This window comes from Rouxiella badensis (assembly GCF_002093665.1).
In the GTDB taxonomy this organism is placed as follows: Bacteria; Pseudomonadota; Gammaproteobacteria; order Enterobacterales; family Enterobacteriaceae; genus Rouxiella; species Rouxiella badensis.
The window spans coordinates 44,824-57,490 of sequence record NZ_MRWE01000024.1 but is presented as its reverse complement, the minus strand read 5'-3'; the positions used below and the strand labels follow the sequence as shown (position 1 = coordinate 57,490).

The 12,667-nt window shown below is 53.0% G+C and carries 11 protein-coding genes; 7 read left to right on the top strand and 4 right to left on the bottom strand.

Annotated features, from left to right (window positions below):
- Positions 1-52 precede the first annotated feature (52 nt).
- A complete protein-coding gene (locus BS640_RS14605; protein WP_017492544.1) occupies positions 53-445 on the top strand; it encodes an ASCH domain-containing protein in 393 nt (130 codons plus the stop codon).
- Complete coding sequence (locus BS640_RS14600; RefSeq protein ID WP_017492543.1) at positions 445-1,062, top strand: C39 family peptidase; 618 nt, start codon at positions 445-447, stop codon at positions 1,060-1,062. Before BS640_RS14605 ends, BS640_RS14600 begins: the two co-directional genes overlap by 1 nt.
- On the opposite strand, the gene BS640_RS14595 is transcribed toward BS640_RS14600, so the two are convergent.
- The 3 genes from BS640_RS14595 to yebS all read right to left on the bottom strand — a co-directional run bounded on the left by BS640_RS14595 (position 1,046) and on the right by yebS (position 5,315).
- Complete coding sequence (locus tag BS640_RS14595) at positions 1,046-1,288, bottom strand: DUF1480 family protein (RefSeq protein ID WP_017492542.1); 243 nt, start codon at positions 1,286-1,288, stop codon at positions 1,046-1,048. The genes BS640_RS14600 and BS640_RS14595 overlap by 17 nt on opposite strands.
- A 180-nt stretch (positions 1,289-1,468) precedes the next feature.
- Positions 1,469-4,099 (bottom strand): PqiB family protein, encoded by a 2,631-nt coding sequence (locus BS640_RS14590; RefSeq protein WP_084912820.1) that lies wholly within the window; start codon positions 4,097-4,099, stop codon positions 1,469-1,471.
- On the bottom strand, positions 4,068-5,315 hold the full coding sequence (yebS, locus tag BS640_RS14585; protein ID WP_026110623.1) for a membrane integrity lipid transport subunit YebS: 1,248 nt from the start codon (positions 5,313-5,315) through the stop codon (positions 4,068-4,070). Before yebS ends, BS640_RS14590 begins: the two co-directional genes overlap by 32 nt.
- A 322-nt stretch (positions 5,316-5,637) precedes the next feature.
- Between yebS and BS640_RS14580 the strand changes: the two genes are divergently transcribed.
- The 4 genes from BS640_RS14580 to htpX all read left to right on the top strand — a co-directional run bounded on the left by BS640_RS14580 (position 5,638) and on the right by htpX (position 10,132).
- A complete protein-coding gene (locus tag BS640_RS14580) occupies positions 5,638-6,135 on the top strand; it encodes a GAF domain-containing protein (RefSeq protein WP_084912819.1) in 498 nt (165 codons plus the stop codon).
- Positions 6,136-6,230: 95 nt separating this feature from the next.
- Positions 6,231-6,920: an RNA chaperone ProQ gene (proQ, locus tag BS640_RS14575; protein ID WP_017492538.1), complete on the top strand. Its 690-nt coding sequence runs from the start codon at positions 6,231-6,233 to the stop codon at positions 6,918-6,920.
- A 19-nt stretch (positions 6,921-6,939) separates the two neighbouring features.
- Complete coding sequence (gene prc, locus BS640_RS14570) at positions 6,940-8,991, top strand: carboxy terminal-processing peptidase (RefSeq protein ID WP_017492537.1); 2,052 nt, start codon at positions 6,940-6,942, stop codon at positions 8,989-8,991.
- A gap of 259 nt (positions 8,992-9,250) precedes the next feature.
- Positions 9,251-10,132 carry a protease HtpX gene (gene htpX / locus BS640_RS14565; RefSeq protein ID WP_084912818.1) on the top strand — a complete coding sequence of 294 codons (882 nt, stop codon included), beginning with the start codon at positions 9,251-9,253 and terminating at the stop codon, positions 10,130-10,132.
- A 64-nt stretch (positions 10,133-10,196) separates the two neighbouring features.
- Here the strand turns inward: htpX and BS640_RS14560 are convergent, their stop codons facing one another.
- Positions 10,197-11,579, bottom strand: coding sequence for an MFS transporter (locus BS640_RS14560; RefSeq protein ID WP_084912817.1), 1,383 nt, complete (start codon positions 11,577-11,579; stop codon positions 10,197-10,199).
- Between the two features lie 260 nt (positions 11,580-11,839).
- Here BS640_RS14560 and kdgR point away from each other — a divergent pair, with 260 nt between their 5' ends.
- Entirely contained in the window at positions 11,840-12,631 is a 792-nt protein-coding gene (gene kdgR / locus BS640_RS14555; RefSeq protein ID WP_017492534.1) for a DNA-binding transcriptional regulator KdgR, read from the top strand.
- Positions 12,632-12,667 lie beyond the last annotated feature (36 nt).

The following is a 12,667-nucleotide window of genomic DNA, read 5'->3' as shown; positions in this document are numbered from 1 at the left end:
CTAATGTTTACAGAGTTAACCCCGTAGACCGGTAAAATAAAAAGGATAAATTATGCTTCCTCCTATCCCGCAAAAATATAAAGACGCGGAACGTTGGTCTTTTGGTGACAACGAGGCGCAGGCTGACGATTTGGCGCAAAAAGTTATCGCAGGCATTAAAACTGCGACCTGTGCCAATCTTGACGATGAAGGCGAGCCGGAAGTGGGTGAAGTGTTTGTCGTGGTTGACGGCCGCAATCATCCGGTTTGTGCGGTAAAGCTGACCGAAGTCAAACAGGTGCCATTCGACCTGGTGACGGAAGAGCACGCTTTTGCCGAGGGTGAGGGCGATCGTACGCTGGCTTCATGGCGCAAAGAGCAGCAGCGTTTCTTCGAAGAGTACGACATGTTCGCACCGGATATGCCGCTGCTGCTGATGAAATTCACGTTGGTCGAAACGTTCTGATGAGCGTGCCGTATTTCAGCCAATGGGAGGCGCCGTCGCTGGCGCCTGATATTCTGAGCGGCAAAAAAAGCCTGCAGGATATTGACGCATGGCCGGCGTCGGGCGCGCAGTCGCAGGCGGAGTTTGTCGAGTGGGCAAATCACGTGTGCGGTATGTGTTGCCTGAAGATGGCGCTGGCGGCCACCACCGGCAACGTGGTGCCCATTCTTGAATTAACCCGCCGCAGCGTGCCCTATGGGACCTACGTGCGTGAAGGGGATCATATTCGCGGGCTGATTTACGCGCCCTTCGTTGAGTTTTTAAAGCATGAGTTGCAGATAACCGGTCAGGTTAGGGTTGAATTGACCGCCGAGGATATCGCGGCCGAGCTCGAAAAAAATCACTTCTTTATTGCGTCGGTGCATCCGGGGATCCGTCACCCGGAAATTGCGCCGCCTCGCACCGGTGGTCATCTGGTGTTGGTGACTGCCGTCGAGCAGGGCACCATTACCTTCCATAATCCATCAGGGCACAACGAGGCTACGCAGTCTTACGTGCAGCTTCCTGTTAGTCAATTTGCCCAATTCTTTGCCGGGCGAGGCGTGGCAATGATGCCGCGCACTATTCAAAACGCATAATCCACTCGTCTTTCTGGCTGTCATATTTCTCTTTGTAGAGTATCGACTGACGGCCATCGACCACAGCAGGCACGCTAACGTTTTCATCCCAGCCGTCGAGCTGCATGCATAAGTCTGGGTCAGACTTGCAGGGAATGTGCACCTTGTCGCCGCCTTGCCCGTCCGGCGAGGTGTGCTGTGCGTCATCTATCTCGAAACTGCCTATTCGTACGTTTGCTTTTCCCATAAGAATCTCCGCATCGAACCAATGTGTGTGAATATCTAGAGGTATGACCAGTTTGGTCATTACTTGAGAATAGCTGAATGTGCAAAAAGTGCCATCTGAAAATTCCAGCTTGGGATCGGGAAAGCCATTCTGGGGAGGGAAAAGCGGGCAGGCCTCGAAATGAGGCCTGCCTTAGAACGATCAGTTTTTAGGGATGGCGGTTCCCCACTGCTGCCAGTCCTTAGGCTCTTCCGGCATTAACAGGAAGTGACGTCCGGTCGAGGCCTTTGGTGCCACCGGTATGGTTGGCGGCGTGGCGAAGGCGATACCTCCGCGAATGAACTGTTGGAAGGTGCCGCTCTTGAACGTGCCGCCTGTCAAACCAAATTGCAGGTTATACCCTGAAGCCAGCCAGAAGGTGGTGTTGTCACGCACCAGGTACTGATACTTCTTGCTGATGCGAAGGGAGACATTAACGCGGTCGGCCATTTCGCCAAGGCGGAAGCCGGTGACGGTGCCGACTTCAATGCCGCGGAAGAGCACCGGTGTCCCAATTTGCAGCGAGCCGACTTCGGTGGCATCCACCACAATCGCTAAACCGTCGGTGTAGCGCGAGTCGGTGATGGTCGCCAGCTGTAGGTCAAAGGTCCGGTTAGGCGGACCTTTACCCGCTTCGACGTTGATATACGGCTGAAGCAGTGTATCGAGGTTCTGAACGCCGGCCGCCGAAATCTCTGGCGAGACAATCGAGAAGCGCGTGCCGAGACGAGCAAAGGTATCCACGTATTCAGGATACAGCACCGCCTTCGCTGCCACCTGATTCAGCTCGGGATCCAGCTTCAGCGATTCGACCTGTCCGATGGTAATTCCGAGGTAGCGAATCGGCATGCCCGGAGAGATTTTGCTGGCGTCATAGGTATTCAGCGTTATCTGGCTGCCCAGGGCGCGCGCGGCGGTCTCGTTATCGTAAAGCACGCGTTTGGTGCCTTTAGTTACGGTGACGCCGTCAAGGTTGTCGAAGCTAATCGCGCCTTTCAAGGCTCGGTCCAACGGAGAAGCCTGAACGGTCAGGCCGCTGCCGTTAAGCTGTACCTTAGCACCGCCTTCGGCCCAGAAAATCGTTTTCGGTGTCAGCAAGTTACGGTATTCAGGACTGATATAGACGTCAACCTCAAACTCATTGGCTTTCGGGCGCACATTCACAATCTCACCGACCTGGAACTTGCGGTAAAGCACTACGGAACCGGCCTGAATATCCGGCAGGCTCTTGGCGGTTAAGGTGAGCGTCGCGCTCGGTTTCTCGCCCACAATGCCTTCTGCGGCCTTCTCGGCGTTGCTGTAAAGTGGATATTGGCCTGAAGGCGTTCCCTTACTGCCCGGCAAGACGCGGATACCGCCGTCAATCCACTCCTGCGCGCTGGCGCCCAGCACTTCCATACCGTCCACGCCGAGTTTCACGTCAAGACGACTATTGACCACAAATTTACTGTCCTGATGCAGCAGGTTCTTATACTGCGATTTTACTGCGATGTTGAACAGGATACCGGCGTCGGTCAGTGTGCGGTCAAGCACCTGACCAATCACCATTCCGTGCAGCAGCAGCGGCTGACCTGCATCAATGCCATAGCTCTGTGGCGCTAACAGTTGCAGTCTCATCACGCCGGGGTCTTGCAGCATGCGTTGGCTGCTGTCGAGCACGGTGAAGTGATTCTGAGGCTGGCCTTCGCCGGGAATAAGGTCGAAGGTGTTGCCGGTCAGCAGTTGGCTAATCTTGGCGTTGTTCAGGCTAACTCTCGGGCTATTCATCTCAATGCGCGTGCCGCTGCGCATCAGGTCGATGACGGAAGGGTCAACGGTGAGTTTGCCGATGACTTTGTTGTCCGGCTGAAGGGAAATCTGCGTCAGCGTACCCACCTGCAGGCCTTGATAAATCAGCGGGGTGCGCCCTTCGCTCAGGCCGTCACCGCTCGGTAAATCGAGCGTGATCTCAACGCCGCGATGACTCTGCGCGAGGTCAGGGTAAAGCTCATACGACTGGTCGGTTCGGGCCTCTTTGCCGTCGGCAGGAGAGTCGAGGGCGATTGCGCCGTTGACCAACGCCGCCAGACTTTCCATTTCGATCTTCGCGCCACTGAGGCTAAAGTCGGCCTTAAAGCCGGAAACGTTCCAGAAACGGCTGTTATCCTTCACCAGATGCGCAAAACGCTTGTCGATCAGCACGTCGATGCTGACACCGTTGTTTCCAGACTCAATATCGTAATCGTAGACTTTACCGATAGGAATTTTGCGGTAATAGACCAATGAGCCATTGCTGAGTGAACCGAGATCGCTGGAATGCAGGTGAATCATCAACTCACCGGTGTTCAGGCGATATTTTGGCTGCGTGTCCAGCGCGGTGAAGTGGCTCTGCGTCTTGCCGGTACCCGGCATCATGCCGATATAGTTACCGCCAACCAGCGCATCCAGCCCGGAAATACCGGCCAGCGAGGCTTTAGGCGTCACCAGCCAGAACTGGGTGCCCTCGCGCAGAGAGTCCTCCAGCTCACTGCGAATGCTGACTTTGACCATGATGGTGCGCAGGTCTTTGCTCAGGCTCAGTGACTGCACGGTACCGACCTCAACCCCCTGATAACGCACGGGAGTGCGGCCAGCGACGATGCCTGCCGCCGACTGGAAGTCGATGGTCACCGTGGTGCCTTGTTCCTGATAATTGCTGTAGAGAAGCCATCCGGCTATCAATAAAGCAATGAACGGCAGCAGCCAGAAAGGAGAAATCCGGCGTCTGTTTTTGACCCGTGCTTCAGTCGGTGTATTCGGTGTGTCTTGTTGCATGTGCATCCCAAATCAGGCGGCTGTCCAGCCATTCAACGGCAAGAATAGTCAGTATCACGGCAGAGCCAAAGTAAAACGCGGCCGGACCCATAGTAAAAGCGAGTAACTGATCGCGATTAACCAGTGACATCATCAACGAAATAACGAATAAATCCAACATGGACCAGCGGCCAATCCAGGTCACCAGACGCAGCAGGCGGATGCGGGTTTTCAGCCCCTGATGCGCCTTGAAGTGAATACTTAGCAACAGCGTCAGCAGCACGATCACCTTGGTAAAAGGCACCAGTACGCTGGCGATAAACACGATGGCGGCAATTGGCACGTTGCCTGAGGTCGCTAACGACACGACGCCGGAGAAAATAGTGTCTTTAAGCTGCTGGCCGTTGGCGTAGATTATCGAAATTGGCAGCACGTTGGCCGGAATAAGCAGCACCATTGCTGAAATCAGCGCTGCCCAGGTTTTTTGCAGGCTGTGCTTGTAGCGTAGCGGCATCGGTACGTGGCAGCGAGGGCAACGCCCGCGTGCGTCCGGATGGCCGGTAAATTTGCACGCCAGGCACAGTACCAGCGATTCTGGCACGCCCTTCGGACGGCGCTGCGGGTAAAACTCGTCCCACAGCTGCTCAATATTGAGATTAATCAGGGTCAGCGTGACCAGCAGCGTCATCATGATGTAGGCGACCAGCGCCGGGCCAGTGTCGATATCCGCATACTCCTTGACCTTAATACAGGCCACGCCCATACCTATCAAGTAGATATCCAGCATCACCCAGTCTTTGAGCCGGTCGAGCATCAGCAGAACGGGTTTCAGGTTCATGCCAAGCTTGCTGCCAAAATGCAGATACAGAATCGAGCAAGCGAGTGTCAAAGGTGCGCCCACGGTACAGAAGGCCACCATGCTGGCGGTCAGCGGTGAACCCTGGCTCGACATCTGCCAGATACCTTCAAATAAGCTGGCATTGATGCGGGTGCCCAGTAAACGAATGCTTATCAGAGGTTCGGTGTAGGCAAAGGGCATCAGGACCAGGATACTGATGGCGATGACTATCAGACGAGGCAGCGAACAGACTTTACCTTTTTCAACCTTGCTATTGCAGCGCGGGCAGTGTGCAGTCTGGGTTCTGCGCAACGCCGGCAGGGTAAAAAGATAATCGCATTCGCTACAGCGCTGATAGCGCGGATGCGGCAGCGGGCCTGACATTGTTCGTATTTTCATTGGACCTGCAAGCTAAAAGACCTGAGTAAAATTTGGCTGATTGTCATACTGATGCGCCGCCTGCTGCCTCAATAAATGCTAAATACAGCAGACATTTTGGTTATCTGACGCTCTTGGGACTAAGAAGGTCAGGATTTTTAGATAAAATAACGTATCATGCAAACGTCAGAACAACTATTTGTCTCTGGCAAAACATATATTGTAGGCCAGTCTTTTTGAAGTCACATTGGATTAACCTTGTCGAGATACGCATTTAATGCTTATTTTATAGAGGCTAAGCGTGCAAAATAGCGGTCTACCCGTAGGTTTTAATGGTTACAACATGACTAAAGAAGCATTCTACACGGAATTAAAACGTGACCTGAACGCGTTAATCGCGGGGGAAAACAACTTTATTGCCACACTGTCCAACGTCAGTGCACTGCTTTACGAGCGTCTTGAGGGCGTAAACTGGGCAGGTTTTTATCTGATGGATGGCACCTCGCTGGTTTTGGGTCCGTTTCAGGGCAAAATCGCCTGTGTGCGCATTCCGGTAGGCAAAGGAGTGTGTGGAACGGCGGTTGCCGAGAATGCAGTGCAGCGCGTCGGCGACGTGCATGCTTTTCCCGGCCATATTGCCTGTGATGCTGCCAGTAATGCAGAAATCGTCTTGCCTTTGACCGTTGCAGGCCATGTAATAGGTGTTTTGGATATCGATAGCACTATTTATCAACGCTTCGACGAAGTGGATGAACAGGGGCTAACAGAATTGGTAGCCGGGCTTTGTCAGCACCTGGAAAACAGTGATGCTGCAAAATATGTCAATTTGATCGCAAGTTGATCGACGGATCACGTAGCATTTACGGGCAGCGTCATTATAATGTCGCCTGTTCATGCCTGCGCCGGTTGGCAAACCCGTTGTAATCAGGAAATTTCATGGAAAATCAACCTAAGTTGAACAGTAGTAAAGAAGTCATCGCCTTTTTGGCAGAGCGTTTCCCGCTTTGCTTCAGCGCCGAAGGTGAAGCGCGCCCATTAAAGATCGGTATCTTTCAGGATCTGGTAGAGCGCGTTCAAGGCGAAGAGAATCTGAGCAAAACACAATTACGCTCTGCTCTGCGTCTGTATACCTCAAGTTGGCGTTATTTGTATGGCGTTAAAGTTGGCGCTCAGCGCGTTGACCTTGACGGCAATGCCTGTGGTGTTCTTGAAGAACAACACGTTGAGCACGCCCGTAAACAATTGGAAGAAGCGAAAGCCCGCGTTCAGGCACAACGTGCTGAACAACAGGCCAAGCGCCGCGAAGCTAACGGTGAAAATGCCGAGCCGCGTCGTCCACGTCCGGCAGCAAAAAAACCTGCTCCGCGTCGTGAAAATGCGCCTGCCGCTGTTTCTGGTCAAGAAAATCGCAAACCGCGTACTCCACGTCCCGCACGTGAAGTAAGCAAACCGCGTCAGGTGCCAGTGACAGATATCACAAAGCTGCAAATTGGCCAGGAAATCAAAGTCAGAGCAGGGAAGAGTGCTATGGACGCCACCGTTTTGGAAATTGCAAAAGACGGCGTTCGCGTGCAACTCTCTTCGGGTCTGGCGATGATCGTGCGCGCAGAACACTTGCAGTTCTGATACGGAGGCCAACTCAGGCATGAACAAATTTGTCAGATTAAGCGTCATTGCGGGTCTGCTCTTTGCGGGAACAGGGCTGGTTAACACCAGCTTTGCGAATGATAGTGCACCGGTCACTCTCAGTCAGCTTCCGCAACTGGTTCAGGAACCGCAGGATGCCACGGTGAGTGAGCGCGTCACTGCGCGATTCACCCGTTCTCACTATCGTCAATTCGATCTTAATGCGGACTTCTCAGGGAAAATCTTTGATAGATACCTGAATATGCTCGATAACAGCCATAATGTATTCATGGCTTCCGACATCGCCCAGTTCGCCGACAAGCGCGGAACGCTGGGAGAAGAGTTGAAATCCGGTCAATTGGTCACGCCTTACGCACTGTATAATCTGGCGCAGAAACGTCGTTTTGAACGCTACGAATATGCCTTGTCCGTGCTTGAGCGGCCAATGAACTTTACCGGAAACGACTCGATTAACCTCGATCGTACCAAAGCCCCGTGGCCGAAAGACGCCACCGAGCTGGACCAACTTTGGGACCAGAAAGTCAAGTATGACGAGCTGAACCTCAAACTGACCGGTAAGAACGATCAGGAAATTCGCGATATTCTCGGCAAACGCTATCGATTCGCCATGAAACGTCTGACGCAAAGCAACAGCGAAGACGTTTTCCAGCTAATCATGAACGCGTTTGCTCACGAAATTGATCCCCACACCAACTATCTGTCACCGCGCAGCACCGATCAGTTTAATACCGAAATGAGCCTGTCTCTGGAAGGTATTGGTGCGGTTCTGCAGGGCGATGACGACTATACCGTGATCAACTCGATGGTAGCAGGCGGCCCGGCGGCCAAGAGCAAAGCCATTGCAGTCGGTGATCGTATCGTCGGCGTTGGGCAGACCGGCAAGCCTGTTGTTGACGTTATCGGTTGGCGTCTTGATGACGTTGTCGCGCTGATTAAAGGTCCAAAAGGCAGCAAGGTGCGACTGGAAATCTTGCCAGCAGGTAAAGGAACCAAGACCCGGACTATCACGTTGACCCGTGAAAAAATCCGCCTTGAGGACCGCGCCGTGAAGATGACCATCAAGAAAGTCGGTAACGAAAAAGTTGCCGTGATGGACATCCCAGGATTTTACGTTGGCCTGACCGATGACGTTAAAGTTCAGCTGCAGAAGATGGCCAAGCAGAACGTTAACAGCCTGGTTATCGACCTGCGTACCAACGGCGGAGGCGCGTTGACTGAAGCGGTTTCTCTGTCTGGTCTGTTCATTCCGAGCGGTCCGGTGGTGCAGGTACGTGACAACAACGGTCGTATTCGCCAAGACAGCGATAACGACGGCGTGGTGTACTACAATGGCCCGCTGGTGGTGCTGGTTGACCGCTACAGTGCGTCGGCTTCCGAAATCTTTGCAGCCGCTATGCAGGATTACGGTCGTGCGCTTATCGTGGGTGAACCTACTTTCGGTAAAGGCACCGTTCAGCAGTATCGCTCTCTGAATCGTATTTACGATCAGATGTTGCGTCCTGAGTGGCCTGCGCTTGGCTCCGTGCAATACACCATCCAGAAATTCTATCGAATTAACGGCGGTAGCACGCAGCGTAAAGGCGTAACACCTGACATCGTCATGCCTACTGGCCTCATCGACAACGACGTCGGCGAGCGTTTTGAAGACAACGCGATGCCTTGGGACAGCATTAATCCTGCGACCTATACCAAGACCGGCGATATGAAGCCGTTCATTCCGGAATTGCTGAAAGAGCACGATGCGCGCATCGCGCAGGATCCAGAATTCCAGTATATTCAGCAGGATATTGCCAAGTACAACGCCAACAAGGACAAACGTGACGTCGTTTCTCTGAATTTCGCTCAGCGGGATAAAGAAGACAAAGAAGACGATGCTATCCGTTTGACTCGTTTAAACGAACGCTTCAAGCGTGAAGGCAAGAAGCCCATCAAGTCTCTCGACGATCTGCCGAAAGACTACGTTGCGCCGGATCCGTATCTGGATGAAGCCGACCACATTGCCGTTGACCTGGCTAAGCTTGAAAAAGCGCAGGATACTAAAGGCAAGTAAGCTGTCGTTTAGCCGTTGTCAGTCGAACGGTTGTCACAAAATGAGTAGCGCACTTCGGTGCGCTATTTTTTTGTCTGCTGTTTGCCGAGCGAGGTTGTCTACAAAACGCTTCAAAATGTAAAGTATTGTGAATTGTCGGCTTTGGCGGGTATTGACCCTTGAATCCTGCGGGGAAGCCCATAGGATCAGGTTATGCTGTCTGATAGAGACGGTATCAATGTAGTAACAACGACAACAACAATGAGGAAGTATTAATTTTATGATGCGTATAGCGTTGTTCCTGTTAACTAACCTGGCGGTCATGGTCGTTTTCGGGCTGGTGCTCAGCCTGACAGGCATCCGTTCCAGCAGTGCAATGGGACTGATGATCATGGCCGGTCTGTTTGGCTTCGGCGGCGCGTTCGTCTCTTTGCTGATGTCTAAATGGATGGCGTTACGCTCGGTAGGTGGGGAAGTGATTGAGCAGCCGCGTAACGAAACCGAACGCTGGTTGATGAACGTAGTCAGCCGTCAGGCGCAGCAGGCCGGTATCAAGATGCCGCAGGTTGCCATTTATCACGCGCCAGACATTAACGCCTTTGCAACCGGTGCACGTCGTGATGCGTCGCTGGTAGCAGTGAGTACCGGCTTGTTACAGAGCATGAGTCAGGACGAGGCCGAGGCGGTCATCGCCCACGAAATCAGCCATATTTCTAACGGCGATATGGTTACCATGACCCTAATTCAGGGGATCGTGAACACCTTTGTTATCTTTATCTCACGTATTCTCGCGCAGATTGCTGCCGGATTTATGTCGGGCGATCGTGAAAACGAAGAGAGCGGTAACGGCAACCCGTTGGTTTACTTCGCGGTTTCTATGGTGCTCGAGCTGGTGTTTGGTATTCTTGCCAGCATCATCACCATGTGGTTCTCGCGCCACCGTGAGTTTTACGCCGATGCCGGTTCTGCAAAACTGGTTGGCCGTGAGAAGATGATTGCTGCGTTGCAGCGTTTGAAAACCAGTCACGAGCCGCAGGAAGCAGGCAGCATGATGGCGTTTTGCATCAACGGTAAATCCAAGACCTTTAGCGAGCTGTTTATGTCGCACCCGCCGCTGGATAAGCGCATCGAAGCCCTGCGCAGCGGTCAATATCTGAAGTAAGTCTTAGGATGAAATAAAAAAGGCCCGGCAATGATTGCCGGGCCTTTTTGCTTTCTGTCGCGGGTCAGACTTTTTGCTGGCTGACCGATTTTTGGGTCATGCGCATCACGCTAACAATTGCACCGGCCAACGCCAGCGAACCGGCCAGAACGAGCGAAGCGTGCGTGCCGTGTGCGCTAAAGAGGTTGAACATCAGCGCTACCATTGCCGCACCGGTGCTTTGCCCCAGAAGACGGGCGGTACCTAACATACCGCTGGCACCGCCGCTGCGGCTGCGCGGCGCAGACGAGACGATGGTGTGGTTGTTCGGTGACTGGAACAGACCGAAACCTGCACCGCAGACTATCATGCGCCAGATGATGTTCAGGTGCGAAGGGTGGTCGGGTAATAGCGCCAGTGAATATAGACCCGCTGAGAACACCACCAGTCCGATACCGCCGAGAATACCGGCGTGATAGCGTTCAACCAGACGTCCGGCAATCGGCGCCATGACCATGGTCGCCAACGGCCAAGGCGTCAGCAGCAGACCGGTTTCGACGGCGTTAAGGCCCAACGTATTCTGTAAAAAGAACGGCAGTGACACGAAGGCCAGCATCTGTGCCGCGAAGGAACACATCGAGGTACACAGCGACATAGTGAAAATAGGAATACGCAGTAAATCGACCGGCAGCAGCGGGGAGGTTTTGTTCAGCTGGCGACGGACGAAGAACCAGCCGACGATGACCAGCACAATCACTTCAGCGAGGATCAGCAGGCGGTTTTGGCCCTGCGCAAAGCCGCTGATGGCGCTAATCAACAGACCAAAGGTCAGGGCGTTCATCAGGCTGCTGATGAAATCAAATTTTTGGCCTGAAGTTTTCACCGGGTTAGCCGGCAGGAATTTCGCCGCCAGGCAGAAGGCAACCAGCCCAATCGGCAGGTTGATGGCGAACAGCCACGGCCAGTTCGCGAATGACAATACCGCCGCGGCCACGGTTGGGCCTGCCGCCGAAGACACCGCCACAATCAGCGCATTGATCCCCATTCCACGGCCGAGGAAGCGTTGCGGGTAGATTATCCTCACCAACGCGACGTTCACGCTCATAATGGATGCCGCACCGAACCCCTGCAATATCCTGGCAAAGGTGAGCGTGGCGAGCGAGTCAGACAGCGCACAGGCCAACGAAGTGAGGCTGAAAACTACAAGGCCAATCATATAGATACGGCGATAACCAAAGATTTCACCGAGCGATGACAGCGAAAGCAGCGAAATAGTGATCGCTAATTGGTAGGCGTTGACTATCCATATAGAAGAGGCGGGGCTGGCGTGAAGATCCTGTGCGATGGTCGGTAAGGCCACATTGGCGATAGCGCCGTCTAAAACTGAAACGGTGAGGCCCAGCGCGATAGTCAGGATCGCCCCATAGCGTTGTGGTGCGGGAAGTCCGTCGGAAACCGTGGTTGTCATGTCTGATTGTCAGCGTTGTGCTAGTAAGAGAGGGGAATATTATCACGCTAACTACCCAGCGTCTGAATCTGCAAGCCAGTCATCATCTTTATTAATTGTAACGAGAATTAACATTTCACTCACATGCGCGCCTTGCGCTTGGTTTAATTTCATAGAAATAGCGTTCCATTTTTTATGAAACAAAAAAAGTATCCGACGATTGTTTATGGAATAATGGGGCCAATAATATACAAAACAAAATCCAGGCAGGTAGAGAGACTATGGCTATTGCAGATCTTGATAAGCAACCCGATTCAGTATCCTCGGTACTCAAAGTATTTGGCATTTTGCAGGCCCTGGGTGACGAACGCGAGATCGGTATTACGGAGCTTTCACAGCGCGTGATGATGTCGAAGAGCACGGTATATCGTTTCCTGCAAACGATGAAGTCTCTCGGCTATGTCGATCAGGAAGGGGAGTCGGAGAAATACACGCTGACCCTGAAACTGTTTGAACTGGGTGCCAAAGCGTTGCAAAACGTTGATCTTATTCGCAGCGCCGACATCCAGATGCGTGAGCTTTCTCGTCTAACGCGTGAAACCATTCACCTGGGTGCGCTGGACGAAGACGGCATCGTTTATATCCACAAGATTGATTCGATGTATAACCTGCGCATGCACTCACGTATCGGTCGTCGTAATCCTCTGCACAGTACCGCTATCGGCAAGGTATTGTTGGCCTGGGGAGAACAGAACGACGTTCAGGCAATATTGGCCGAGATGCAGTTTACCCGCAGTACCGAAAATACCCTCATGGATGTACCAAGTCTGGTGAAGGTGCTTGAGCAGGTGCGTGAGCAGGGTTATGGCGAAGATAACGAAGAGCAGGAACAAGGGCTGCGATGCATCGCTGTACCGGTGTTTGACCGATTTGGTGTGGTAGTGGCAGGGCTAAGTATCTCGTTCCCGACCATTCGTTTCTCGGAAGAGAGCAAACAGGACTATGTCGCGATGCTGCACACGGCGGCGAGAAATATCTCTGAGCAGCTCGGTTATCACGATTATCCTTTCTAAAAAATTTCCGGCTTAGGCTTAAAAGAAAAACGCTCC